Source organism: Rhodoferax sp. LS1R11 (genome assembly GCF_056521395.1).
Window position 1 is genome coordinate 16049 of record NZ_JBWMAW010000022.1, and the last position, 25603, is coordinate 41651.

A 25603-nucleotide genomic window follows, 5' to 3' on the forward strand; every position below is an offset into this window, starting at 1 on the left:
AAAGGTCTGCCGCTGTGACGTGCCGAAAACGCTGCCTTCGCCTCTTTGACGCTGGCGCTTGCGCCGTCAGCACTTCAATTTTTTAACTCTCTTTCAAGGAGTCACCATGAGCTCAACGAACATAACCCCCAAACCTGCCGCCTACGGCTTTCACGCTGACCTGGGCAAGGCCGACTTCGCCGCTTGTGTCGAGCAAGTAAGCGCAGCGCTCAAGGATGAAGGCTTTGGCATCTTGACCGAGATTGACGTGCAGGCCACGATGAAAAACAAACTGGGCATCGATCTGCCTGCACACCGCATTCTGGGTGCTTGCAACCCCACACTGGCTCACCGTGCGCTGATGGCGGAGCCCGACATTGGCTTGCTTCTTCCTTGTAATGTGGTGGTGCGCCAGGCACTTGATGGCAAGGTGACCGTCGGCATCATCGACCCGATTGCCATGCTGCAGATGACCAACAACCCGGACGTGTCAACAGTGGCGCAGGAGGCCCGCGAGCGCCTGCAGCGTGTTTGCGCTGCATTGGTGTGAGGGGCGTCAGACCATGAAAACCGAACATGTCATGCCATCCGGCGAGAGGCAAGCGTCCGCTGGCAAGGTGTACACCTGCCCCATGCACCCTGAGGTGCGTCAGGATCATCCGGGTAGCTGCCCGAAGTGCGGGATGACACTTGAGCCTGTATTGCCGCAGCTGGACGACGACAACTCCGAATTGCGGGACTTTCAGCGTCGATTTTGGTGGACGTTGCCGCTGACTGCCATTGTTTTTGTATTGGCCATGCTGGGCCATCGCCTGGGTTGGATGGACATGTCCATGCAGAGCTGGCTCGAATTGGGATTGAGTACGCCTATTGTTATGTGGGGAGGCTGGCCTTTTTTTGTTCGAGGTGTGAAGTCCATCGTCAACGCCAGCCCCAACATGTGGACCCTGATTGGGCTGGGAACGGGGGCCGCCTATCTCTATAGCGTGGTGGCGACGGTGGTGCCCGGTGTATTTCCGACTTCTTTCATGTCGATGGGGCGTGTGGCCGTGTATTTCGAGGCGGCTGCGGTCATCATTTCACTCACCCTTCTGGGCCAGATGCTGGAACTGAAAGCACGTTCGCAGACCTCGGCCGCGATCAAATCCCTTCTTGGCCTGGCACCGAAGACGGCGCGACGACTGAAGCCGGATGGATCCGAAGAGGACATTGAACTCACCCACGTCCACCTCGGAGATCTATTGCGGGTTCGGCCAGGGGAGAAAGTACCGGTTGATGGCGTGGTGACCGAGGGCCATAGCGCCGTTGACGAGTCCATGCTGACCGGCGAGCCTCTGCCCGTGACCAAGCGGGTGGGTGACAAGGTCATTGGGGCAACGCTCAACACCAGTGGTGCCTTGGTGGTCAAGTCTGAAAAAGTGGGTTCTGACACCGTTCTTTCTCAAATCGTGCAAATGGTGGCCCAGGCCCAGCGATCAAGAGCGCCGATGCAGCGCATGGCCGATGTGGTGGCGGGCTATTTTGTGGTGGCGGTGGTCAGTATTTCCGTGCTCACATTTTTGGGGTGGGGCTTGTTCGGACCGGCGCCAAGCTGGGTGTATGGCCTGATCAACGCGGTCGCCGTGCTGATCATTGCTTGCCCCTGTGCGCTGGGCCTGGCAACACCGATGTCGATCATGGTGGCGACGGGCAAGGGCGCAACACAAGGGGTGTTGTTTCGCGACGCAGCTGCCATCGAGAATCTGCGCAAGGTCGACACCCTGCTCATCGACAAGACCGGCACCCTGACCGAAGGACGTCCGACGTTTGAGCGAACGGTGCCTGGTGATGGGTTTGATGCCGATGAGGTGTTGCGCCTGGCAGCCAGCCTGGACCAGGGCAGCGAGCACCCTTTGGCGACGGCCATTGTGGCTGCGGCGCGTGAACGCAAGTTGCTATTGGACAAACCGGAGGACTTTGAGTCAGGCTCTGGCATTGGCGTGCAGGGTCAAGTGGCAGGTCGTCATATCGCGCTGGGCAACACCACCCTGATGCAGCAGATGGGCGTTTCCGTCATTGCATTACAGACCCAGGCCGAAGCACTGCGCACCGGGGGCGCCAGTGTGATGCACCTGGCCGTCGATGGACAACTGGCCGGGCTGCTGGCCGTGTCTGACCCGATCAAGGCCAGCACGATGGAGGTCTTGACCACGCTCAAGGCAGCCGGGTTGCGCATGGTGATGGCCACCGGTGACGGTATCACCACCGCTAAAGCGGTCGGCGCAAAACTCGGAATCGAAGAGGTCCACGGCGAGGTCAAACCCCAGGACAAGCTGGCGCTGGTCGAGCAGTTGCAAAGAGAAGGGCGCGTGGTGGCCATGGCTGGCGACGGTATCAATGATGCCCCCGCATTGGCAAGAGCCAATGTTGGCATTGCCATGGGAACGGGCACCGACGTGGCCATGAACAGCGCGCAGGTGACCTTGGTGAAGGGCGATTTGCGTGGCATATCGATTGCCTTGGCCCTGTCAGAGGCGACCGTGGGAAACATGAAGCAAAACCTGTTGTTTGCCTTTCTCTACAACGCCCTGGGCATTCCAATTGCCGCAGGTGTTCTCTACCCGTTGACCGGCTGGTTGTTGTCGCCCATGGTGGCGGCTTTGGCCATGAGTTTCAGCTCTGCATCGGTGATTGGTAACGCGCTGCGTTTACGCGGCAAGGCGCTTTAGTTTTCTGTTTTCAAGAAAAAATTCACATGAACCTGCGTCTTTCAGGCTGATGGGGCATTCGGTGGGTTGGCGGTGGGTTGGTTTGGCAAAAATGCTGCTTTGCAGCATTTATTTTTTGAATCGCACGATGCCTTGATGCAATTGGACGCTTGCTGAGGTAGCGCAGACAATCCAGAAATACCAGACCAACAGTGGCAAAAGTCCGGGCATGTTGTGTTGCCTGACTGCCTGTGAGACACCATGAATCGACCCTCCCCCCCGAGTTCCATCCTTGCCACCGTCTCGGTGGACGACCTGCGTGAGCGCATCCGTCGCAAAAGCAAGTTGAAGGGGCGCCAGGCCGATGATGTGTCGCTCAAGGAGGTGCGCGCACTGGTGGGCTCGGCGCCGCACCGGCGCGACTTGCTGATCGAATTGCTGCACAAGCTCAACGACGCCTGCCGCGGCTTGCATGAGCGGCATCTGGTGGCGCTGGCCAGGGAGATGAACATTCCGATGGCCGAGGTTTATGAGGTGGCCACGTTCTATCACCACTTTGAGGTGCTCCGAGGTGATGAAAAAGCCCCCGGCCTGACCGTGCGGGTGTGTGATGGCTTGAGCTGCGAGCTGGCTGGCGCCAAAGACCTGCTGGCGCGCCTGCCAGCCTTGCTGGGGAACGCCGATGTGCGCGTCATTCCCGCGCCCTGCGTGGGGCGCTGCGAGCAGGCCCCGGTGGCGGTGGTTCACCAACACCCTGTGCCGTTGGCTACCGCTGAGGCAGTTGTTTCAGTGGTTAATTCGGCTGTAGCCCAGCATCCACGTGCACAAGCAGCTATCAAATTTATAGTATCCGACCATGTGGAAAAAAGCGTGTCACCCGTGCCGCACGCCATCACCGTCTCGCCGGGATATACCGGGTTGGAGACGTACCGTGCCCACGGCGGTTACGCACTGGCCGCCGCGCTGGTCAACGGGGAAGAAGATGCTGAGCGTGTGCTCAATAGCATGGAGGGCTCGGGCCTGCGTGGTCTGGGTGGCGCGGGTTTTCCGGCGGGGCGCAAGTGGCGCATCGTGCGTGAGCAACCGTCCCCACGTCTCATGGCAGTGAACATTGACGAGGGCGAGCCCGGCACCTTCAAGGACCGCACTTACCTGGAGCGCGACCCGCACCGTTTTCTGGAAGGGCTGGTAATTGCGGCGCAAGTTGTCGGTATTGAGACCTGCTATATCTACCTGCGCGATGAATACCATGGCTGCCGCGCCATTCTGGAAGTCGAGCTGGCCAAGCTGCGCGCCAACCCGCCTTGCGAGCTGCCCACCATCGAACTGCGTCGTGGCGCGGGCGCCTACATCTGCGGTGAGGAGTCCGCCATGATCGAGAGCATTGAAGGCAAACGCGGTGAGCCGCGCATGCGCCCGCCTTATATCGCGCAGGTGGGCCTGTTCGGCCGCCCCACGCTGGAGCACAACTTCGAGACCCTGTATTGGGTGCGCGACATTGTGGAGAAGGGCCCCGACTGGTTCAGCGGTTTTGGCCGCAACGGCCGCAAAGGCTTGCGCAGCTACAGCGTCAGCGGACGGGTCAAGCTGCCGGGTGTCAAGCTGGCACCCGCGGGCATCACTTTGCTGGAGCTGGTTGACGAGTACTGCGGCGGCATGCTGGAGGGACACACCCTGTATGCGTACCTGCCGGGTGGCGCGTCGGGCGGCATCTTTCCGGCCAGCCATGCCAACGTGCCGCTGGACTTTGACACGCTGCAACCCCATGGCGGCTTCATTGGTTCTGCCGCCGTCATCGTGCTGGGCCATCACGACAAGGCACGCGACGCGGCCTTGAACATGATGCGGTTTTTTGCGCATGAGAGCTGCGGCCAATGCACCCCTTGCCGCGTTGGCACCGCCAAGGCGGCCACGCTGATGGAGGTGCCCGTCTGGGACAACACCACGCTGGAAGACCTCAATATCGTGATGACCGATGCCTCTATCTGCGGTCTGGGCCAGGCCGCGCCCAACCCGGTGCGCTGTGTCCAGAAATACTTTCCCCAGGAGATCGTTTAAATGAACGCACCTGCCCAACTTGCGGAAATTACATTGCAAACCGTGGAGTTCAAACTCGACAACCAAACCCTTCACGCGTATGAGGGCGAGTCCATCCTCAACGCGGCCGAGCGTCATGGTGTTTGTATTCCCCGCCTTTGCTACAAGGACGGCCTGCGCGCCGACGGCAACTGCCGCGTCTGTGTTGTCGAGATCAAGGGCGAGCGCACGCTGGCGCCCAGCTGCTGCCGCAGCGTGACGGCGGGCATGGAGGTGCAGGCCACGAGCGAGCGCGCCGTGAAGAGCCAGAAGATGGTGCTGGAGATGCTGCTCTCCGACATGCCCGACACCGGCTACAAGTGGAATGAAAAAGACGAGACGCAACAGCATGGCGAACTCAGCGACTGGGCCGCGCGCATGGATGTGAAAGTGCGTCCGGAACTGAAAGCCCTGCGCCGCGAGCAGCCCAAAGCGGACGTGTCGCACCCCGCCATGGCCGTCAACCTGGATGCCTGCATCCAGTGCAACCGCTGTGTGCGGGCCTGTCGCGAAGAGCAGGTCAATGACGTCATCGGTTACGCCCTGCGCGGCGCGCACAGCGAGATTGTGTTTGACCTGAACGACCCCATGGGCGACAGCACCTGTGTGGCCTGTGGTGAATGTGTGCAGGCGTGCCCCACCGGCGCACTGATGCCCAAGACGCACATCGGCTCGCAGGTGGTGGACAAAAAGGTGGACTCGGTTTGTCCGTTTTGCGGCGTGGGTTGCCTGCTGACCTACAACGTCAAAGACAACCAAATTGTGAGCGTGGACGGGCGCGATGGCCCGGCCAACCACAACCGGCTGTGTGTCAAAGGCCGTTTTGGTTTTGACTATGCGGCCAGCCCGCAGCGCCTGACGGTGCCGCTGATTCGCAAGGCAGGCGTGCCCAAAGACCCCGCAGCACTGCAAAGCCTCAACCGCAATTCGGCGGATTGGTCTGAAGTGTTCCGTGAAACCACCTGGGAAGAGGCACTTGACCACAGTGCAGGCACGCTCAAAAGTTTGCGCGATACACACGGCAAGAAATCACTGGCGGGCTTTGGCTCGGCCAAGGGTAGCAACGAAGAGGCTTATCTGTTCCAGAAACTGGTGCGCACCGGCTTTGGCTCTAACAACGTCGACCATTGCACCCGCCTGTGTCATGCCTCCAGCGTGGCAGCGCTGCTGGAGGGCGTGGGCTCGGCGGCGGTGAGCAACCAGGTCAACGACGTGGCACACGCCGGACTGATTTTTGTGATCGGCTCCAACCCCACCAGCAACCACCCGGTCGCCGCCACGTGGATGAAGAATGCGGTCAAAAAGGGCGCCAAAATTGTGGTGGCCGACCCGCGTGGCACTGACATCAGCAAGCACGCGTGGCGAAGCCTGCAGTTCAAACCCGACACCGATGTGGCCATGCTCAACGCGCTGATCCACACCGTCATTGAAGAAGGGCTGACGGATGAGGCGTTCATCCGCAACCGGGTCAACAACTTTGAGGCCCTGCGCGAGAACGTCAAGGGCTACAGCCCGGAGGCGATGGCACCTATCTGCGGCATTCCTGCGCAGACGCTACGTGAAGTGGCGCGCGAGTTTGCCAAGGCCAAAAGCGCCATGGTGCTGTGGGGCATGGGTGTGAGCCAGCATGTGCACGGCACCGACAACGCCCGCTGCCTGATTGCCCTGGTATCGGTCACCGGCCAGATTGGCAAACCCGGCTCCGGCCTGCACCCACTGCGCGGGCAAAACAACGTGCAGGGCGCCAGCGACGCGGGCCTGATCCCCATGATGTACCCCAACTACCAGCGTGTCACCAACAAAGCGGCGCACGACTGGTTCGAGAATTTCTGGGGCACGCCCCTGGACGACCAGCCCGGCTACACCGTGGTGGAAATCATGCACAAGGCCCTCGCGCCCGACACGGACCCGCACAAGGTGCGCGGCATGTACATCATGGGCGAAAACCCGGCCATGAGCGACCCCGACCTGAACCACGCCCGCCATGCGCTGGCGAGTCTGGAGCACCTGGTGGTGCAGGATATTTTCATGACCGAGACCGCGTGGCTGGCCGATGTGGTGCTGCCCGCCACTGCGTGGCCCGAGAAGACCGGTACCGTGAGCAACACCGACCGCATGGTGCAACTCGGCAAACAGGCTATTGACCCGCCGGGTCAGGCCAAGCCCGACCTGTGGATCATCCAGCAGATCGCCACGCGCATGGGTCTGGCGTGGAACTACGAAGGTGAGCACGAGGGCGTGGCCGCGGTTTATGACGAAATGCGCCAGGCCATGCACACCGCTATTTCGGGCATCACCTGGGAGCGGTTGCAGCGCGAGTCGAGCGTGACTTACCCGTGCCTGAGTGAGGACGATCCCGGGGAACCCACCGTGTTCATCGACCACTTTGCCACCGACGATGGCCGCGTGCATCTGGTGCCCGCCGACATCATCCCCGCCAATGAACGGCCCGACGCTGATTACCCGTTTGTGCTCATCACCGGGCGACAACTGGAGCACTGGCACACCGGCAGCATGACGCGCCGCGCCACCGTGCTGGATGCGCTGGAGCCGATGGCCACGGCCTCCTTGTGCGGTGACGACTTGCAGGCGCTGGGGCTGGCGCCGGGTGAGGTGATCACCGTGCAGTCGCGTCGGGGACAGGTCGCCATCCATGTGCGCCGGGACGACGGCACACCACGAGGTGCCGTGTTCATGCCCTTCGCCTATTACGAGGCGGCGGCCAACCTGATGACCAATGCTGCGCTGGACCCGGTCGGAAAAATTCCCGAGTTCAAATACTGTGCAGTGGCCGTTCGCGCCGGGGGTGCGTTGAGTGCGGTGGTCGGTTACGGGCGGGCGGCCTGATCTGAAAAAACTGGGGGCGTGCGGGGCTGTTGGCAATCCGTTACATTGCGGGTTCCCATGAATACCTCACGCCCTGAATTACAAGTTGCCGTCGTCATGCGCCGCGAGCGTATCGACGGTCCCATGAGCCGCTGGCAGACCTGGCGCTGGGTGCTGGCTGACGTGGTACCGCATGAAGATGGCTTTGGCAGCGTGCCACGGCTCCTCTATCAAAATGATATCGAGGAGCGCTGGCTGCATCCGGGCTACAGCGTCAAATTGTTCAAAGATGATGCCGAGGGCTACTACCTCAACGCCACCACGCAGGCCCCTTGCTGGTTTGTCATGTGGCGCATGGAAGAGGATGCCGGCATCGCCGCCGAACCCCTGGCCCAACCCCTGATGGTGAGCCTGAGTTATTACGATGCAGGCCGCTGGCTGGACGCGCAGGAGACCGTGGAACAGGTGAGTGCGCCCGAGGGCGTGGTGGCGTGGCTCAGGGCGTTTGTGGACGAGTACCACGTGGAGGAGCCCAAGCGCCGCAAGCGGCCCGAGAGCTTCCGGACTTTGACGGACCGCTTTGGCAACCCTGCCAGCATCAGCACCGAGAAAAAATCCGGTGGTGGCCGTGGCTGACGGGTTTTTGGGCCGCTGGTCGCAGCGCAAACAGGCCGTGCGGGAAGGCAAGGCGCTTGAAGAGCCCGTTGTCAAACCCGCGGCCCCGGTGGCACCCGTACCGATAGCGCCCGCTGCGGTTGCCGTTGCGCCCGTTGAAGACGCGCCGCCACCGCCCACCCTGGATGATGTGAAGCGGCTCACCGCCGAGTCTGATTTCAAGCCCTTTGTCGCGCGGGACGTGGCGCCTGACGTGCGCAACGCGGCCATGAAAAAACTCTTCACCGACCCTCACTACAACGTGATGGATGGGCTGGATATTTACATCGACGACTACTCCAAGCCCGACCCGTTACCCGAATCCATGCTGCGCCAGATGGCCAGCGCCAAATTTCTCAAGCTGTTTGACGATGAGCCGGACGCCACCAGCGCCGCGCCTGTACGGGATGATGCCAATACCCTCACCGCGCATTCCGTGGCACAGTCTGCGCCACTCACCCACACCGGCACTGAACCCCTGACCGACAACAAGTCCCACGCACTGGGCACCGACCATGACCACACTGATTTGCGACTGCAACCAAACCATGCCGCTGGACCCCGGGACCCTGGGCGCCGCACTGAATGAAAAACTGACCCTTCACTCCACCCTGTGCCGCCGCGAGGCGGGTGCCTTTCTGGCCGCCCTCAAGTCGGGCGATGACGTGGTGGTGGCCTGTACGCAAGAGAAGCGCCTGTTCGGTGAACTGGCCGACCAGGCGGGCGGCTCGGTCGCACCGATCCGCTTTGTCAATATTCGTGAAACCGGCGGCTGGAGCGCAGACGCGGCCCAGGCCAGCCCCAAGATGGCGGCGCTGTTGGCCGTGGCCCACTTGCCCGAACCCGAGCCGGTGGCGACCGTCACCTACAAAAGTGCAGGGCGCCTGCTGATCATCGGCGAGTTGGGCGCGGCCGAGCGCGCTGCCGAACTGCTGGGCGATGATCTGGACATCACCTTCTTCACGCAAGGCGCAGGCGACTTGGGCGCCATGCAGGAGCGCCGCTACCCGGTGCTGGGCGGGCAGATTCAGTCGCTGGTCGGCTGGTTGGGCGCTTTTGAACTCACCTGGTCACGCAACAACCCGATTGACCTGGACCTGTGCACCCGCTGCAATGCCTGCCTGGTGGCCTGCCCTGAAGATGCCATCGGGCTGGACTACCAGATTGACCTGAACCTGTGCCAGTCGCACCGAGCCTGCGTCAGCGTGTGCAAGGTGGCGGGCGCGATTGATTTCAAGCGGGCCCCCGAGACCCTGAGCGACACGTTTGACCTGGTGCTGGACCTGCGGGCCACACCGGCGTTTATCCAGCATGCGCTGCCCCAGGGCTATCTGCGCTGGGATGGCCGGGACCTGAAGCCGCTCAACCGCCTGCGCTCGCTGGTGGGGGAGTTTGAAAAACCCAAGTTTTTTGTCTACAAGCAAAAGCTGTGTGCCCACAGCCGCAATGAAAAAACCGGTTGCAATGCTTGTATTGACGTGTGTTCGGCGTCCGCCATCAGCAGTGATCGCAGCCGCCAGCAAATCAAGGTCAACCCCAACCTGTGTGTGGGTTGTGGTACGTGCAGCACGGTCTGCCCCACGGGTGCCATGACCTTTGCCTATCCACGCGCCAGTGAGCAGGGGGTCAAACTCAAAACCCTGCTGGGCACCTATGCCCGCAGCGGCGGCAAAAACGCGGCGTTGCTGTTTCACAGCCAGGAGGCGGGTACGCGCCTGCTGGGCGACCTGGGCCGTGCGGCCCAGCTGGAACGCACCACCAAGGGAGGCGTGCAGGGCGTGCCAGCCCGCGTGGTGCCTGTGTCTTTGTGGCACACCTCGTCGCTGGGGCTGGAGGTCTGGCTCACAGCCATCGCCTACGGTGCCTCACAGGTCTGGGTGCTGATGACGGATGAAGAAGCGCCGCAATACCATGAGGCCATTCGCAGCCAGATGGCGGTGGCCCAGGCCATCCTCACCGGGCTGGGCTACCAGGGTGAACATTTCCGTGTGCTGCACGCCCGCGATGCCCGCGATCTGGCCGCACTGGACAGCGACCTCAGAGCGGCGCCTGCCCAAGGCGTCAGCCGCACGGCCGGTTTCGCGGTGCAGGCAGACAAACGGGCCACGCTGGAACTGGCGCTGGACCATCTGGCCGAGCACGCCCCGGCCAAGCCCGAGCGCATTGCCTTGCCTGCTTCGGGTTCGCCCCTGGGCGCACTGGCCATCAACAAAGACGCCTGTACCCTGTGCCTGAGCTGTATCAATGCCTGCCCGGCCAGCGCCTTGCAGGACAGCCAGGAATCGCCGCAGCTCAAGTTCATTGAGAAAAACTGTGTGCAATGCGGCCTGTGCGTGACAACCTGCCCTGAGAAAGCCCTCTCGCTCGTGCCGCAACTCAATCTGTTGCCCCAGCGCAAAGAGGCGGTGGTGCTCAATGAAATGAAGCCCTATGCCTGCGTGCGTTGCAGCAAACCGTTTGGCACGCTCAAGGCGATTGAGGCCATGCTGGGCAAACTGGCCGGTCACAGCATGTTCCAGGGGGCCGCCCTGGAACGCCTGAAGATGTGTGGTGACTGCCGCGTGATCGATATTTACTCCGCCCAAAACGAATCCAAGATTACGGACCTTTGACCATGACGCCCCTGCCCGATGCAGCGCCCAGCAGCGCCCTTGACGAAGAAACCGCCCGTTCAGAGCTCTATGGGCTGCTAGCCCTTCTTTACTATGCGGTTCCAGCTACTGATTTGATAGCGCAACTGCGTGTGGCCGCCACCGAGGCGCCAGCCGCTGGCGCTTTTCTGGAAGCCCCCTGGTGCGCCCTGGTGGGCGTCGCCCGCAGCATGACGGACGACGCCATTCAGGGCGAATACAACGCCTTGTTTGGCGGCGTCGGCAAGCCGGAGGTGTACCTCTATGGCTCGCATTTTTTGAGCGGCTTTTTGAACGAGAAGCCCCTGGCCAAACTGCGCACGGACCTGGATCAACTCGGCCTCGCGCGCGACGACAGCATGTCCGAGACCGAAGACCACGTTGCCTATTTGTGCGAGGTCATGCGTTACCTCATTGCGGGTGACGATGTGGCGGTGGCCAACCTCGCACGCCAGCGCGACTTCTTTGCAACGCATCTGCAGCCCTGGGTGCTGATGATGTGCGACGACATCCAAAAGCACCCCAAAGCCCGGTTTTACGCGGCCCTGGCGGAACTCACCCAGGCCTTCATGGGGGTCGAGGCGCAGGGCTTTGACATGCTGGACTGATCCGCAGCCTTGTCCTGGATGTCCTCAGTGCTGGGGCTCTGCCAGCAGCCAGATGCTGAACAGGGCGCCCGGCAAGTCTGCTTCCTGATCGCGTCGGTTACCGGCGTGGATGCTGCCGCCGTAGCGCTCAACCAGCCCCAGACTGATCCACAGGCCCAGTCCGTTGCCTTCATTTTTGGTGGTGAAGAAGGGGCGAAACAGTTGGTCGCGGACCTCGGCACTGAGGCCGGCACCGGAGTCCGCGATGTCAATCACCACCCCCGGCTTGCCCTGCGGATCCGCTTGGTCTCGGGTACACAAGAGCAGTGTCCCGCCCTCGGGCATGGCCTGGATGGCATTGATCAGCAGGTTGATGACCACCCGCTGCAATTCCTGCCGGTTCACGCCCACCGGCGTCGTGGCCTGGAATGAACGCACGACCTGGATGTGGGTGCGCGCCAGCAAATGCGCCACGAGCACCAGCGAGTTGTCGAGCGCGAGGTTGACGTCTACTGACTCCACGTAGCCTGCGTAGTCGGTGGGCCTTGCATACTGCAGCAATTGGGTAACGATCAGCCGCATGCGCTCCACCTGCTGGTCGAGCAAGGTCAGCTCGGTGTTGACTGGCGCTGCCTGTGCGCCCAGCAGCTCGCGCATCAAATCCAGATTGCCCTGCATGACGGCAATCGGGTTGTTGATCTCGTGGGCCACGCTGGCGGTGAGCTGGCCGATGGCTGCCAGCTTCTCTGACTTCACCAGCTGTTGGTGGGCTTGTTGCAGCCGGGCATTGCTGTGGGCCAGTTCCTGCGTTCGGGCGACCACTTTGGCATCCAGTTCCCGGGCCCAGCGCTGTAGGGCCTGGGTCTTGTCGTCCACGACATCGAGTAACTCATCCAGGTGGACGGCCAGTGCTCCAATTTCGTCACGTGCCTCGACCGTGCCCACCCGTGCGCTCGAATCACCCGTCTGGACCCGCAGCATGGTGTGGTTCATCTGCTCCACCGGACGGAAGATACTGCGCGCCCAGCGCACTGAAAACAGGGCCGCCAGGGCCATCACCGTCAGGAAAATGGCAACGATCAAGGCCAGCATGCTGTACTTCACCATTTTGAAGGGCGCCTCCAGGTAGCCCACATACAGCATGCCGATCCGTGTGCCCGTGGCATCCAGCAAGGGCTCGTAGGCCGACACATACCAGTCATTCACCACAAAGGCGCGGTCCAGCCAGGTTTGGCCACGCAGCAGCACGGCATCACGCACGGCCTGTGAGACGCGGGTGCCAATGGCGCGCTGATCTTGAAACAGGCGCACGTTGGTGGTGATCCGCACGTCGTCCATGAAAAGGGTGGCGGTGCCGTGGCTGCCCAGCGGCAGTGACCCGTCGGGGTAGACGATGCCGTTGATGTGGTCGATCAGGCTCAGGTTCTGGTTCAGCAACACGCCCGCACGCATCAGGGCCAGCGTCTCGCCCGCCGGTCCGAGTATCGGCACGGTTGACAGCATGACCAGCGCACGGTTGTCGCCCGCACGGTCGGTGGGCGCGGCGCTCTGCGTTTCAATCAACGGAATGTGAATGCGTGGGGCCAGATGAGGGGCCAGGGCCACCAGTTCGGTCTCGTCGAGCAGTGTCAGACTGGCCAGACCCGATGTCGATGCACCTTGCCTGCTGTTGATTCTGGTGTCTGCAATCGATGTGGCCTGGGCGGGTGAGGGCGGGTTGGCCGTCGCCCAGTCGGCAGTCAGCAGCTGGCCTTGCGGGCTGTACAGGTTGATGAAATCGAAGCGCAGCCGGAGCCTGGCCGCCGTCAGCTGGTCTTGCAGGCCTTTCAGATCCTGGTGCTCCAGGGCCTGGTGCAGCAGGTGCGAATCGGCGAGGGCCTGGGTACCGGATCCGACTTGGCCCAGCACCTGGGCGAAATAGCCATGCGCCACGGCCAGGTCGCTGCGTACTTTGGTGATCAGGAGTCGGTCGTACGCCGCATTGCCCCAGATCACCAGCGCGCCCACCAGCAGGGGCAACACCACCAGGAGCGGCAGCAGCGCCATGGCCAGCAGCTTGTTGCGCACCGACTGTGCCACCCAGTTAGGTGTCAGGCGGGCAAGCCAGTTGGCGGGTGACGGGGTGGTGGCATTCACTGGATGGCCCATTCGGCGCAGCGCCGTTCCAGCGTGCGCCGGGAAATGCCCAGCAACTCTGCTGCTTGTGACTTGTCGCCCTGCACCGATTCAAGCACCGACAGAATGTGTTGCTTCTCCAGGGTTTGCAGGTCGGTGGTGCGGCGTCCCTGACCGGATGCGGACAACGGTGCGCCTGGTGAACTGGTCTTGCCCAGCGAAAACAGCGCCGATACATTCAGCGTGCCCAAAATCAGAGAGCGCTCGATCAGGTTGCGCAACTCGCGGGCGTTGCCGGGCCAGTCGTACTGCACCAGGTACTCCATTTCTGCCGGGGAGATGACCAGGGGCGCGACCCCCAGCACCGGCACCAGCTGGGACATGAAATGATGCACGAGGTCTTCAATATCTTCCTTGTGCTCGCGCAGGGGCACCAGCGTGATTTCCACCACTTGCAGCCGGTAGTAAAGGTCTTTGCGAAAGCGCCCGGCTGCCACCTCGTCCGTCAGGGAACGATTCGTCGCGGCGACGATGCGCACATCGACCGGCAGCAGTTGCTCGCTGCCCACCGGCCTGATTTTCAGGTCTTCCAGCGCCCGCAGCAACGTGGCTTGCAGGGGCAGGGGCAGGTCGGCGACTTCGTCCAGAAAAAGCGTGCCGCCCTGGGCGTAATAAAACAGGCCATCACGCGCCTTGGTCGCCCCGGTGAAGGCACCCTTGGCGTGCCCAAAGAGTTCGCTTTCAATCAGGTCGGGCGACATGGATGCGCAATTCACGGGCACAAACGGGCCTTGCGCGCGCGGGCTCATCTGGTGCAGCGCGCGGGCTACCAGCTCTTTGCCGGTGCCTGATTCACCCTGGAGCAGCACGGTGCTGTTCACGGCGGCAATCCGTGTCAATGATTGCGACAATGCGCGCATGATGCTGGAATGGCCGATCAAACCACTGCCCAGTTCCTGTTTTGCAGACAGGGCGCGGCGCAGCACATAGTTCTCGCGGGTCAGGCGGGAGTTGTCAAAACAGTGTTTGACCGCATTGAGAATCTGGGGCACCCGAAAGGGTTTGAGGATGAAATCAGAGGCGCCGGCCCGCAAGGCTTCAATGGCGGTGTCGAGATCGGCAAAGGCCGTGATCAAAATGACGCGCCCCGAGTAGCCCTGTTCGCGCAACGCCTTGAGCCAACTCACGCCACTGCGCCCGGGCAGCGAAATGTCCAGGATGATCAGGTCGATGTGGTGGCTGCGCAGCAGGTCGGCACCTTCTTCGGCACTGCCCGCCTGCATCACGGTCTGGCATCGCGGAACCAGGGTCTTGACCAGGAAGTTGCGCATGCCGGGCTCGTCGTCGACGATCAGAATCGACCAGTAAGGCCAGCCCTCCATGGTTTTTTCGTGTAGCGGGCTGAGGGGTGTTGGATTCACTGCGTGGAGCTCACTCGTGTGGTCAATTTGAGATGGAGATCCGACTAATTTACTCGGGTAATCCGCTTTTTCTGTCAGGTGCGTTGATGTAAGCCAACTCACGCTGGTCGAACTCAGTGGGTCAAGCTGCCGATTTTTGCGACAACTTGTCGCGAAATTCCTGACAAGTTGTCAAAATTGTTCGGCTCTTGATGCGTAAAAAAAGTCAAGTCGTTGATTTGTAAGGCGGAAGAGCTGGCTCTTTTGTCTGGCACGTTTTCTGCTGATATTTGCTTCAATGATGCGCTCATTAACACGCCATTTTTCGCAAATGGTACGGTGTCGCGGGCGCCATGGTGGAAAGGGTTTTTCCTTGTTGCTGAATCGTTGAGTGGTGGTAGATTAGGCGCACTTTAGATAGGCAATTTTGTTCCTAGGTGGAATATTTGAGGAGACAAGAGCATGAATCAATCCACGACCAAACTGTCGCGGCGCACCTTGTTCGCGGGTGCCGGCACGGCGGGTGCGATCGCCGCTGTGGCCAGTTTGCTGCCCTCGGTGCAGGAGTCTCCGACCAGTGCCGAATTGCAGCCCAAACCAGCGCCCGAAAAAGGCGGCGGTTACTCGCTGAGTGCCCACGTCAAGCAGTATTACAAGACCACGCAAGTCTAATTTCGGCGGACCACCTCGCCTTTGGAGAGTCACATGTTGTTAACCAAGAAGTCGGGTTCGTCCGATTCATCTGCCCGTTCGCCGTTTGTACACAGCTTGCGTCGCGGCTTGTCCCAGGCACTGCCCACGATGGACCGTCGCGCGTTTTTGCGCCGCTCCGGCCTGGGCGTGGGCGCAGGCCTTGCTGCCTCGCAACTGGTGCTGGTGAAGAAAGCCAAGGCTGCCACGGGCGCCGGGCTAGTGGGTGATGGCAAGATAGAAATCAAACGCACGATTTGCACGCACTGCTCGGTGGGCTGTGCAGTCGACGCCGTGGTTGAAAACGGGGTCTGGGTGCGCCAGAACCCGGTATTTGACTCGCCCATCAATCTGGGGGCACATTGCGCCAAGGGGGCCGCGTTGCGTGAGCACGGTCACGGCGAGTACCGCCTGCGCTACCCCATGAAACTGGTCAACGGCAAGTACGAGCGCATCAGCTGGGACACGGCGTTGAGCGAAATCAGCGCCAAGCTGGTGGACTTGCGCAAGGCCAGTGGGCCAGACTCCATTTACTGGGTCGGTTCTTCCAAACACAACAATGAGCAGGCCTACCTGTTGCGCAAGTTTGTCAGCTTCTGGGGCAGCAACAACTGCGACCACCAGGCGCGTATCTGCCACTCCACCACGGTGGCGGGGGTTGCCAATACCTGGGGTTATGGCGCCATGACCAACTCGTACAACGACATGCAAAACAGCAAGGTCGCCATGTACATCGGGTCGAACGCGGCTGAAGCCCATCCGGTGAGCATGTTGCACATGCTGCACGCCAAGGAGTCGGGTTGCAAGATGATTGTGGTGGACCCGCGCTTCACCCGCACGGCCGCCAAGGCCGACGAGTACGTGCGCATCCGTTCGGGCTCCGATATTCCGTTTTTGTTTGGTCTGCTGTTTCACATTTTCAAGAACGGCTGGGAAGACAAGCAGTACATCAACGACCGTGTCTTCGGCATGGACAAGGTCAAGGAAGAGGTGTTGGCCAAATGGACGCCCGACAAGGTGGAGGAGGCCTGTGGTGTCAACGAGGCCCAGGTACTCAAGGTGGCGACCATGCTCAACGAGAGCCGGCCTGGCACGGTGGTCTGGTGCATGGGGCAAACCCAGCACACCACGGGCAATGCCATCGTGCGGGCTTCCTGCATTCTGCAATTGGCTTTGGGTAATGTGGGCAAGTCCGGTGGCGGCACCAACATTTTCCGCGGTCATGACAATGTTCAGGGCGCCACGGATGTGGGCCCGAACCCTGATTCGCTGCCCGGCTATTACGGCCTGGCCGAGGGCTCATGGAAACACTTTGCCAAGGTCTGGGGTGTGGATTACGAGTGGATCAAAGGACGCTTTTCATCGCCCGCCATGATGACCAAGCCGGGCATCACCGTGTCGCGCTGGATTGACGGTGTGCTGGAGAAAAACGAGCTGATCGACCAGGACTCTAACTTGCGCGGTGTGTTCTATTGGGGCCATTCTCCCAACTCGCAGACCCGTGGTCTGGAGATGAAGCGCGCCATGGACAAGCTCGATCTGCTGGTGGTGGTGGACCCCTATCCGTCCGCCACGGCGGCGATGGCGGCCATGCCGGGCAAGACCGAGGATCTGAATCCCAACCGCGCGGTGTACCTGCTGCCAGCGGCCACCCAGTTTGAAACCAGCGGCTCGTGTACGGCGTCCAACCGTTCCCTGCAATGGCGCGAGAAGGTCATCGAGCCTTTGTGGGAAAGCCGCAGTGACCACATGATCATGCAGCAGTTTGCTGACAAGCTGGGCTTTGGCAAGGAACTTTCCAAGAACTACAAGATGCAGAAGGTCAAAGGGCTGGACGAGCCCATGCCTGAGGACATCCTGCGCGAAATCAATGGGTCTTGCTGGACCATTGGCTACACCGGTCAGAGCCCCGAGCGCCTGAAGGCGCACATGCGCAACATGAACGTTTTTGACGTTAAAACGCTCAGGGCCAAAGGCGGCAAGGACAAGGAGACCGGCTACGACTTCACGGGCGATTACTTTGGTCTGCCCTGGCCTTGTTACGGCACGGCCGCAATCAAGCATCCCGGCTCGCCCAATTTGTACGACACGTCCAAACACGTGATGGAAGGTGGCGGCAATTTTCGCGCAAACTTTGGTGTGGAGCGGGAAGGCAAGAACCTGCTGGCCGAAGATGGCTCGCATTCCAAGGGCGCAGACATCACCACGGGCTACCCCGAGTTTGACCATGTGTTGCTCAAGAAGTTGGGCTGGTGGGATGACCTGACGGATACGGAAAAAACCGCAGCCGAAGGCAAGAACTGGAAAACCGATCTTTCCGGCGGCATCCAGCGCGTGGTCATGCAGGTGCATGGCTGCCATCCGTTTGGCAACGCCAAGGCGCGCGCCGTGGTGTGGAACTTTCCCGACGCGATTCCTCAGCACCGTGAGCCTTTGTACGGCATCCGGCCTGACCTCGTGGCGAAGTACCCCACACACGACGACAAGAAGGCGTTCTGGCGTTTGCCCACGCTGTTCAAGACCGTGCAGCAAAAGAACATTGCCGACAAGGTGCACGAGAAGTTCCCGTTCATCATGACCTCGGGGCGCCTGGTCGAGTACGAGGGCGGTGGCGAAGAGACCCGCTCCAACCCCTGGCTGGCCGAGTTGCAGCAGGAGATGTTCATCGAGATCAATCCCAAGGTGGCGGCTGACAAAGGCATTCGCAATGGGGAGCGGGCGTGGGTTTCAACCCCCACGGGCGCACGCCTGAATGTGCAGGCGCTGGTGACTGAGCGGGTGGGCGCGGACACGGTGTTCATGCCTTTCCATTTTTCGGGTCGCTGGCAAGGCGCCGACATGCTGGCCTATTACCCGTCGGGGGCCGCGCCCATCGTGCGTGGCGAGGCCATCAATACCGGTACCACCTATGGTTATGACAGCGTGACCATGATGCAAGAGACCAAGACAACGGTCTGCAACGTCGAAAAAGCATAAGGAGAAACACATGGCACGTATGAAATTTGTTTGTGACGCAGAGCGTTGCATTGAGTGCAACGGTTGCGTGACCGCCTGCAAGAACGAGCATGAAGTTCCCTGGGGTGTGAACCGCCGCCGTGTGGTGACCTTGAACGACGGTGTGCCCGGTGAGAAATCCATCTCGGTGGCGTGCATGCACTGCAGCGATGCTCCTTGCATGGCCGTGTGCCCTGTCAACTGTTTTTATCGCACCGATGAAGGTGTGGTGTTGCACGACAAGGATGTGTGTATTGGTTGTGGCTATTGCTCTTACGCCTGTCCGTTCGGCGCCCCCCAGTTTCCGTCGCAGGGCACGTTTGGTGTGCGCGGCAAGATGGACAAGTGCACGTTCTGTGCGGGGGGGCCGGAGGCCAATGGCAGCGAAGCCGAGTTTGAAAAATACGGTCGCAACCGCCTGGCTGAAGGCAAGCTGCCGATCTGTGCCGAGATGTGTTCGACAAAAGCGTTGATCGCCGGTGATGGCGATGTGGTGGCCGACATCTTCCGCAACCGCGTGCTCAAGCGCGGCAAGGGCGCTGAAGTGTGGGGTTGGGGCACCGCCTATGGATCCAAGCAAGCCGGGCAGCCTGTGGTGGCTGCACCTGAAGGAGCCAAGTCATGAAGCCTGTTTTGATGATCGTGGCGCTGGCCGCCTTGTTGTCCGCTTGCGGTGAAAAACCGCAAACGCTGGGGACGAACAAACATGATGCGTCGCCCTCCACCGGCACCGGCAAGGCGTTTGCCGAAGGCGGCTGGAAACAGGGCGACCAGGCCAGCTGGGAATCCCAGTTGAAGGCCCGCAACCAATATGGCCAGAACGACTACAGCCGAATGAACTGACAGGAGGCCCTGATGAAACAAGCCTTTTTTGCCGCCTTGTTGCTGGCCCTGGTATGGGGTGGCGCAGCGGCGCAAGACAAACCGGTCAGCCCGGATGCCCCGGCGGCCATCGTCGCGGCGCCTGACGTGGGTGGTATCAAGAGCCAAAATATTCTGGATGTGAAACCTGACGCGAGTAACGAGCCGGGGTATGCCACGCAAACCAATGGCGAGCGTGCCAAAGTGCAGCCTGGCAACAACGCGCCCATGTGGCGCCAGGTCGGCTCGGGGGTGAGGGGCTACAGCAGCCTGCCGGTGTCCGAGGCGCCTGAGGCCGGTACCCTGATTCAGCCGTTTGTGCAGTACCCGGGTTCCCGCCTGACCAACGCCGGTGAGGCGTGGCGCCAGGTCCGCAATAACTGGATCATCCCCTACGGTGGGTCCCTGATTTTGATTGTCTTGGGTGCCATTGCGCTGTTTTACTGGCGCAAGGGCAGCATGGCGCTGCACGGTGCCGAGACCGGCCGCAAGATAGAGCGCTTCACACCGTTCGAGCGTTCGGCGCACTGGAGCAATGCGATTGCCTTCAGCATCCTGGCCATCTCTGGCCTGGTGATGGCCTTTGGCAAATTTTTCCTCTACCCCATCTTGGGCGGAACGCTGTTTGGCTGGTTAACCTATGTGTTGAAAAATGCCCACAACTTTGCCGGACCACTGTTTGCGGTGTCCCTGGTGGTGGTGTTTGTTACCTTCCTCAAAGACAACCTTCCCCGCAAGGAAGATCTGACCTGGCTGGCCAAAGGCGGCGGTCTGCTGTCAGGTGAAGAGGTGGCTTCGCACCGGTTCAATGCGGGCGAGAAACTGGTGTTTTGGGGCGGTGTGATGTTTTTGGGCCTGATTGTGGTGGGCTCGGGCCTGGTCATGGACAAATTGGTGCCGGGGCTGGTGTACGAGCGCAGCACCATGCAGATCGCCCACATGGTGCATGCCGTGGCGACTGTGCTGATGATGGTGATGTTCATCGGGCACATCTACATGGGCACCATCGGCATGGACGGCGCCTACAAAGCCATGAAAACCGGTTACGTGGACGAGACCTGGGCCAGGGAACACCACGAGCTGTGGCTCAATGACATCAAGAGTGGCAAGATTGCGGCGCAGCGCACGCCGGTGTCAGCGCCTGGTCAACACGTTCAAGTTTGAGAAAGTATTTATGAAAAAACCTTTGTATCAAATAGCCGTGGCGGCCTTGACGTTGGTCACGGCGTCGGCCGTGTTCGCCAAATTGCCCGCCTTGTCGGACGAGGCCAAGGCCAAGGCTGCCGAAGCGGCTGCCAAGACGGCCTGGAGCGGCAAGGTGGACGGTTTTCAGCTGTGCAAGGCGCAGGACAATGCGGCGGGTTACTATTTCAAGGCGTCCAAGGCCGCGGGCAAAGAAGTCAACCCTGCCGCTGCAACACCGCCCTGTGCTGACCCCGGGCCTTTTGTTTACACGCCAGCTGTTGCCGCACCCGCTGCTGCAGCCCCTGCGGCTGAACCGGCCAAAAAATCCTGAAACTGCTGCCCCGCCTGACGCAAGCCCGCGCGCCTTTGACGCGTGAGGTGCGTGTGATCAATGAGTTTGGAGAAGCCGATACGGTGTCGATTCCCGCTGAGCGGGCATTGACCGTGTACGTGGACAAGCGCGAGTTGGTGACCCTGATGACGCTGGGCGCCCACCCGGAATTGCTGGTGCTGGGGTTTTTGCGCAACCAGCGGCTGGTTCAATCGGTGCAGGAGGTGGAGTCCATCACTGTGGATTGGGAGGTGGGCGTGGCGGCCGTCAAGACGCGCCAAGGCATCTCCGACATCGAGGCGCGCACGTCCAGGCGGGTGGTCACTACCGGCTGTGGACAAGGCAGCGTCTTTGGCGACCTGATGGCGGAAGTGGACACCCTGGTGCTGCCGCAGGCCACGCTGCTGCAATCGCAACTCTACGGCATCGTCAACGCCATTCGCCTTCAAGAAAGCACGTACAAGTCAGCGGGCTCGGTGCACGGTTGCGCCCTGTTTCGTGGCGACACCATGCTGGTTTTTGTTGAAGATGTGGGGCGTCACAACGCCATTGACACCATCGCAGGCTGGATGTGGATGCAGGACGCCCAAGCGATGTCCGGGCACGACAAAGTGTTCTACACCACCGGGCGACTCACCAGCGAGATGGTGATCAAGTCGGCGCAAATGGGCGTGCCCATTGTGGTCTCACGCAGCGGCATCACGCAGATGGGCCATGAGGTGGCCCAGCGTATCGGCCTGTGCACGATTGGCCGTGCCACCAACAAACGCTTTCTTTGCTACAGCGGCATCGAGCGTCTGCAGTTGCAGCCCGAGTTGGCGGGCTCGCGGCTGCAGGTTGCCGCAGCCTCAGTTGCTCAACAATAGTTGCAGGATGACGCCGGTTGCAATGGCGACCAAAAGATAGTCACTGCCTGATTGAACCCAGTGGTAACCGCGGGGCGGGGCGCTGAGATGGTGACCACGCCAGTCGTCCACTACATATTGCTTGCTGCGGTATTGGATCGGAAGTCGCCCGCCTCTGTGAAATGCATGGTCTGGGCCTGCACCACGTTCGTCCTGACGCTGATTGAAGTCTGGGCGCCCTTGGTTTTGTGAGGGCGGCGAACGGCGTGCGTTGTTGTCACGACGGTCTTGTCCCGGGTTGCAATGTTTCTGGCCACCCCGACAATTGTCATCGCGATGTCCATTTCCGCTTCCATTTCCACGCCCGTTTCCTTGCGCAAACGCGCTTCCTCCTGTCAGCAGGAACAGGGCCATGATGGTGGCTAAGACAGCTTTCATTTTCATTTTGAACTCCATTTATGGGGACGTCATTGCATTCACATCACGTTGGCTATCAAACACGGGCCAAAGTTACGCTGATGTGGCGGACAAGTCAGTACGCCAGCACACGCAATACCTCCGGCAGGCAGGCCGCTGCCGTCCGATATCAAGTCCATGTCGCAAGCCTATACCGCGTGCGGGCAGCAACGCCGCCCTGAGTGCGATAAGGTAGCGGCATGAATATTTCTTTTTGGCGTCTGGGCTGGCGCTCTTTGTGGCGCGATCTGCGCTCCGGCGAACTGCGTTTACTCATGGTGGCGGTGACCCTGGCGGTGGCCGCGCTGACCGCCGTGGGCTTCTTTGCCGACCGGCTCAAGGGCGGGCTGCAGCGGGACGCGCGCCAGCTGCTGGGCGGCGATGCCGTGATTTCCAGCGACAACCCGACACCGGCCATGTTCACCGAAAAAGCCCGCTCTCTGGGGCTGGACGTGGTGCAAACGTTGGGCTTTCCGACCATGGCGCGCGCGCCGGATGGCAAGGGCGGTGGCAGCAAGCTGGTGGCCTTGAAGGTCGTTGAGCCAGGCTACCCCTTGCGGGGCAGTCTGAAAGTCAGTACGGGATCGGACGGGCCGGGTACCATGACTCGTGACATCCCGGCCCAAGGCGAGGCCTGGATCGAGGCGCCTTTGCTGGAGGCCGTGGGTGTGGCCATGGGGGACACACTGCTGCTGGGTGACGCCAGCCTGCGCATTTCAAAAATCATTGTCAACGAGCCCGACCGAGGCGCCGGTTTCATGAGCTTTGCGCCGCGCGTGATGATCAACCGTGCCGATCTGGAGGCGACGAAATTGATTCAGCCCGCCAGTCGGCTCACTTATCGCCTGGCCGTGGCTGGCGCTGACAGCCGCGTTAAAAGCTTTGTGACCTGGGCGCAGGAAGAAGTCAAAAAACCCGAGGTTCGCGGCCTGCGCGTGGAGTCGTTGCAAGGCGGGCGCCCCGAGGTGGGGCAAACACTGGAGCGGGCCGAGAAATTTCTGAACCTCATTGCCTTGCTCTCGGCGCTGCTGAGTGCCGTGGCGGTGGCGCTGGCGGCGCGCGGTTTTGCCGCCAACCACCTGGACGACTGCGCCATGCTGCGCGTGCTGGGCCTGAGCCAGCGCACCATTGCGTCGAGTTATGCCTTTGAGTTCACGGTCATTGGCCTGCTGGCCAGCGGCCTGGGCGTGGCGTTTGGCTACGCCGTGCATTACGTGTTTGTGCTGCTGTTGGCGGGCCTGGTGGACGCGGCTTTGCCGCCACCTGGCATCTGGCCGGTGCTGTTTGGCATGGGCATGGGGCTCACCTTGCTGCTGGCCTTTGGCCTGCCGCCCGTGCTGCAACTGGCCCAAGTGCCGCCGCTGCGCGTGATTCGCCGCGACGTGGGCAACCTCAAACCCGCCTCCATCGGCGTATTGGCCTTGGGGGTGGCTGGCTTTGCCACCTTGCTACTGGCCGCCAGCAGCGATGTCAAACTGGGTTTGATTGCGGTTGGCGGTTTTGCGGGGGCGGCCCTGGTGTTTGCTGGCCTGAGCTGGCTGGCCGTCAAGTTGTTGCGCAAGAGCGTGAATGAGACCACGGCACCCCGCTGGCTGGTGCTCGCGACCCGGCAAATCTCGGCACGCCCCGCCTACGCGGTGGTGCAGATCAGCGCACTGGCCGTGGGCTTGCTGGCGCTGGTGCTGCTCGTGCTCTTGCGCACCGACCTGATCAGCAGCTGGCGCAAAGCCACGCCGCCTGACGCCCCCAACCGGTTTGTCATCAACGTCATGCCCGAGCAGGGCGAGGCGTTCACCAAGGCCTTGCGCGACGGCGGCGTGAGCAAGTTCGACTGGTACCCCATGATTCGCGGGCGGCTGGTGGCCATCAACGGCAAAACGATCACGCCCGATGACTACGTGGACGACCGCGCCAAACGGCTGGTGGACCGCGAGTTCAACCTGTCGCACAGCGCCGTCAAGCCGTCGCAAAACGTGGTGGTGGCCGGCAAGTGGACCGAGGATGAGCAGGGCGCCATCAGCGTGGAGGAGGGCATTGCCAAAACCCTGAACCTGAAGCTTGGCGATACCTTGAGTTTTGACGTGGGCGGAGCGCAGACCGAGTCCAGAATCACCTCGTTGCGCAAGGTGGACTGGGGCTCCATGCGCGCCAACTTCTTTGCCATGTACCCGGTGGCCAGCCTGCCCAATGTGCCCAGCACCTACATGAGCGCCTTCAAGGCCCCGGCCACGCCCGGGTTTGACAACGCCCTGGTGCGCAGTTTCCCCAACATCACCGCGGTGGACATGACCAGCACCATCACGCAGATTCAGCGGGTGCTGGACCAGGTCATCAGCGCGGTGGAGTTTTTGTTCGGCTTCACGCTGGCCGCCGGGCTGGTGGTGCTGTTTGCCGCGGTAACTGCCACGCGGGAGGAGCGCGCCCGTGAGTTCGCCATCATGCGGGCCGTGGGCGCGCAAAGCAGCCTGCTGCGCCAGGTGCAGCGGGCCGAACTGATGGGCGTGGGCTTGCTGGCGGGGTTTTTGGCCTCGGTGGTGGCCACCATCGTGGGCTGGGCGCTGGCCAAATACGTGTTCGAGTTCGAGTGGACCGTCTCGCTGTGGGTGCCCGTGTTTGGCTCCCTCAGCGGGGCGCTGCTGGCACTGGCGGCGGGTTGGTGGGGCCTGCGCGAAGTGCTGCGCCGCCCCGTAGTGGAGACGCTGCGCCGCGCTGCGCAATAATTCAGGCCTGCGCGATGAGTGTATTTTGCTACTTAATTTATAGCTACTAGCGCATGTACCACCTGGGCTAGAGCCCGATTTGATCATGAAAATACAAGAAAAACCCCAATTCGCCACGCCCTTCGAGTGGATCGGCGGCGAAGCCCGTGTGCAGGCGCTGGCCGAGCGCTTTTATGACTTGATGGACCTGGAGCCCGGCTACAGCGCCCTGCGCGCTGCACATGGTCCTGAGCTGGACAATGCGCGCCAGCGCTTGTTCTGGTTTTTGTGCGGCTGGCTGGGTGGGCCGCAGCATTACATCGAACGGTTTGGCCACCCGCGTCTGCGCGCACGCCACTTGCCGTTCAAGGTGGGCGTTCCGGAGCGTGACCAGTGGGTTGCGTGCATGGACCAGGCCATGGGCGAGACCGGCGTGCCCGAGGATTTGCGCAGCCGGTTGCGCGAGTCGTTCTTCCAGACGGCCGATTTCATGCGCAACATGCCGGAGTAACGGGGGCTTGTTGCTGGGTACATGTATCTTTACATGGCCTAGATATTGTTGGTACAGAGGGTGGCCACAATGCACGA

Annotated in this window: 20 protein-coding genes; 17 read left to right on the forward strand and 3 right to left on the reverse strand. The window is 61.4% G+C overall.

Annotated elements, in window-relative coordinates; all coding sequences use genetic code 11:
- The first annotated feature begins 106 nt into the window (after window positions 1–106).
- The 8 genes from AC097N_RS19385 (at window position 107) to AC097N_RS19420 (ending at window position 11460) form a co-directional block, all read left to right on the forward strand.
- Window positions 107–529, forward strand: a complete 423-nt coding sequence (locus AC097N_RS19385; protein ID WP_479583711.1) for a DUF302 domain-containing protein — start codon at window positions 107–109, stop codon at window positions 527–529.
- Window positions 530–560: 31 nt separating this feature from the next.
- A complete protein-coding gene (locus tag AC097N_RS19390; protein ID WP_479583741.1) occupies window positions 561–2687 on the forward strand; it encodes a copper-transporting P-type ATPase in 2127 nt (708 codons plus the stop codon).
- Between the two features lie 240 nt (window positions 2688–2927).
- The gene (locus AC097N_RS19395) at window positions 2928–4724 is read left to right on the forward strand and encodes an NADH-ubiquinone oxidoreductase-F iron-sulfur binding region domain-containing protein (protein WP_479583712.1); all 1797 of its coding nucleotides are present in this window, start codon (window positions 2928–2930) and stop codon (window positions 4722–4724) included.
- Window positions 4725–7589: a formate dehydrogenase subunit alpha gene (gene fdhF / locus AC097N_RS19400; RefSeq protein ID WP_479583713.1), complete on the forward strand. Its 2865-nt coding sequence runs from the start codon at window positions 4725–4727 to the stop codon at window positions 7587–7589.
- A 57-nt stretch (window positions 7590–7646) separates the two neighbouring features.
- Window positions 7647–8204, forward strand: coding sequence for a DUF3305 domain-containing protein (locus AC097N_RS19405; RefSeq protein ID WP_479583714.1), 558 nt, complete (start codon window positions 7647–7649; stop codon window positions 8202–8204).
- Window positions 8149–8811 (forward strand): DUF3306 domain-containing protein, encoded by a 663-nt coding sequence (locus AC097N_RS19410; protein ID WP_479583715.1) that lies wholly within the window; start codon window positions 8149–8151, stop codon window positions 8809–8811. Before AC097N_RS19405 ends, AC097N_RS19410 begins: the two co-directional genes overlap by 56 nt.
- Window positions 8738–10834 (forward strand): 4Fe-4S binding protein, encoded by a 2097-nt coding sequence (locus tag AC097N_RS19415; RefSeq protein WP_479583716.1) that lies wholly within the window; start codon window positions 8738–8740, stop codon window positions 10832–10834. Before AC097N_RS19410 ends, AC097N_RS19415 begins: the two co-directional genes overlap by 74 nt.
- A 2-nt stretch (window positions 10835–10836) precedes the next feature.
- The gene (locus AC097N_RS19420; RefSeq protein WP_479583717.1) at window positions 10837–11460 is read left to right on the forward strand and encodes a TorD/DmsD family molecular chaperone; all 624 of its coding nucleotides are present in this window, start codon (window positions 10837–10839) and stop codon (window positions 11458–11460) included.
- Between the two features lie 24 nt (window positions 11461–11484).
- Here the strand turns inward: AC097N_RS19420 and AC097N_RS19425 are convergent, their stop codons facing one another.
- Both AC097N_RS19425 and AC097N_RS19430 read right to left on the reverse strand, forming a co-directional pair.
- Entirely contained in the window at window positions 11485–13575 is a 2091-nt protein-coding gene (locus AC097N_RS19425) for a sensor histidine kinase (protein ID WP_479583718.1), read from the reverse strand.
- Window positions 13572–14975 (reverse strand): sigma-54-dependent transcriptional regulator, encoded by a 1404-nt coding sequence (locus AC097N_RS19430; protein ID WP_479583719.1) that lies wholly within the window; start codon window positions 14973–14975, stop codon window positions 13572–13574. Before AC097N_RS19430 ends, AC097N_RS19425 begins: the two co-directional genes overlap by 4 nt.
- A gap of 441 nt (window positions 14976–15416) precedes the next feature.
- Between AC097N_RS19430 and AC097N_RS19435 the strand changes: the two genes are divergently transcribed.
- Genes AC097N_RS19435 through AC097N_RS19465 form a run of 7 tightly spaced genes read left to right on the forward strand, consistent with a single transcriptional unit; the run spans window position 15417 to window position 21881 of the window.
- On the forward strand, window positions 15417–15626 hold the full coding sequence (locus tag AC097N_RS19435; protein ID WP_479583720.1) for a formate dehydrogenase: 210 nt from the start codon (window positions 15417–15419) through the stop codon (window positions 15624–15626).
- Window positions 15627–15659: 33 nt separating this feature from the next.
- Window positions 15660–18620, forward strand: coding sequence for a formate dehydrogenase subunit alpha (locus AC097N_RS19440; RefSeq protein ID WP_479583721.1), 2961 nt, complete (start codon window positions 15660–15662; stop codon window positions 18618–18620).
- Window positions 18621–18630: 10 nt separating this feature from the next.
- Window positions 18631–19263 (forward strand): formate dehydrogenase FDH3 subunit beta, encoded by a 633-nt coding sequence (fdh3B, locus tag AC097N_RS19445; protein ID WP_479583722.1) that lies wholly within the window; start codon window positions 18631–18633, stop codon window positions 19261–19263.
- Window positions 19260–19481: a hypothetical protein gene (locus AC097N_RS19450; RefSeq protein WP_479583723.1), complete on the forward strand. Its 222-nt coding sequence runs from the start codon at window positions 19260–19262 to the stop codon at window positions 19479–19481. The genes fdh3B and AC097N_RS19450 overlap by 4 nt, the downstream gene beginning before the upstream one ends.
- A 12-nt stretch (window positions 19482–19493) precedes the next feature.
- Window positions 19494–20663, forward strand: coding sequence for a formate dehydrogenase subunit gamma (locus AC097N_RS19455; protein ID WP_479583724.1), 1170 nt, complete (start codon window positions 19494–19496; stop codon window positions 20661–20663).
- Between the two features lie 10 nt (window positions 20664–20673).
- A complete protein-coding gene (locus AC097N_RS19460; RefSeq protein ID WP_479583725.1) occupies window positions 20674–21015 on the forward strand; it encodes a hypothetical protein in 342 nt (113 codons plus the stop codon).
- 2 nt (window positions 21016–21017) lie between these two features.
- Window positions 21018–21881: a formate dehydrogenase accessory sulfurtransferase FdhD gene (locus tag AC097N_RS19465; RefSeq protein WP_479583742.1), complete on the forward strand. Its 864-nt coding sequence runs from the start codon at window positions 21018–21020 to the stop codon at window positions 21879–21881.
- Here AC097N_RS19465 and AC097N_RS19470 read toward each other — a convergent pair.
- Window positions 21864–22304 carry an RcnB family protein gene (locus AC097N_RS19470; RefSeq protein ID WP_479583726.1) on the reverse strand — a complete coding sequence of 147 codons (441 nt, stop codon included), beginning with the start codon at window positions 22302–22304 and terminating at the stop codon, window positions 21864–21866. The two genes, AC097N_RS19465 and AC097N_RS19470, sit on opposite strands and share 18 nt — an antisense overlap.
- 212 nt (window positions 22305–22516) lie before the next feature.
- Here AC097N_RS19470 and AC097N_RS19475 point away from each other — a divergent pair, with 212 nt between their 5' ends.
- Both AC097N_RS19475 and AC097N_RS19480 read left to right on the forward strand, forming a co-directional pair.
- The gene (locus AC097N_RS19475; RefSeq protein ID WP_479583727.1) at window positions 22517–25036 is read left to right on the forward strand and encodes an ABC transporter permease; all 2520 of its coding nucleotides are present in this window, start codon (window positions 22517–22519) and stop codon (window positions 25034–25036) included.
- An 85-nt stretch (window positions 25037–25121) separates the two neighbouring features.
- Window positions 25122–25526 (forward strand): group II truncated hemoglobin, encoded by a 405-nt coding sequence (locus AC097N_RS19480; RefSeq protein ID WP_479583728.1) that lies wholly within the window; start codon window positions 25122–25124, stop codon window positions 25524–25526.
- Window positions 25527–25603: the final 77 nt, after the last annotated feature.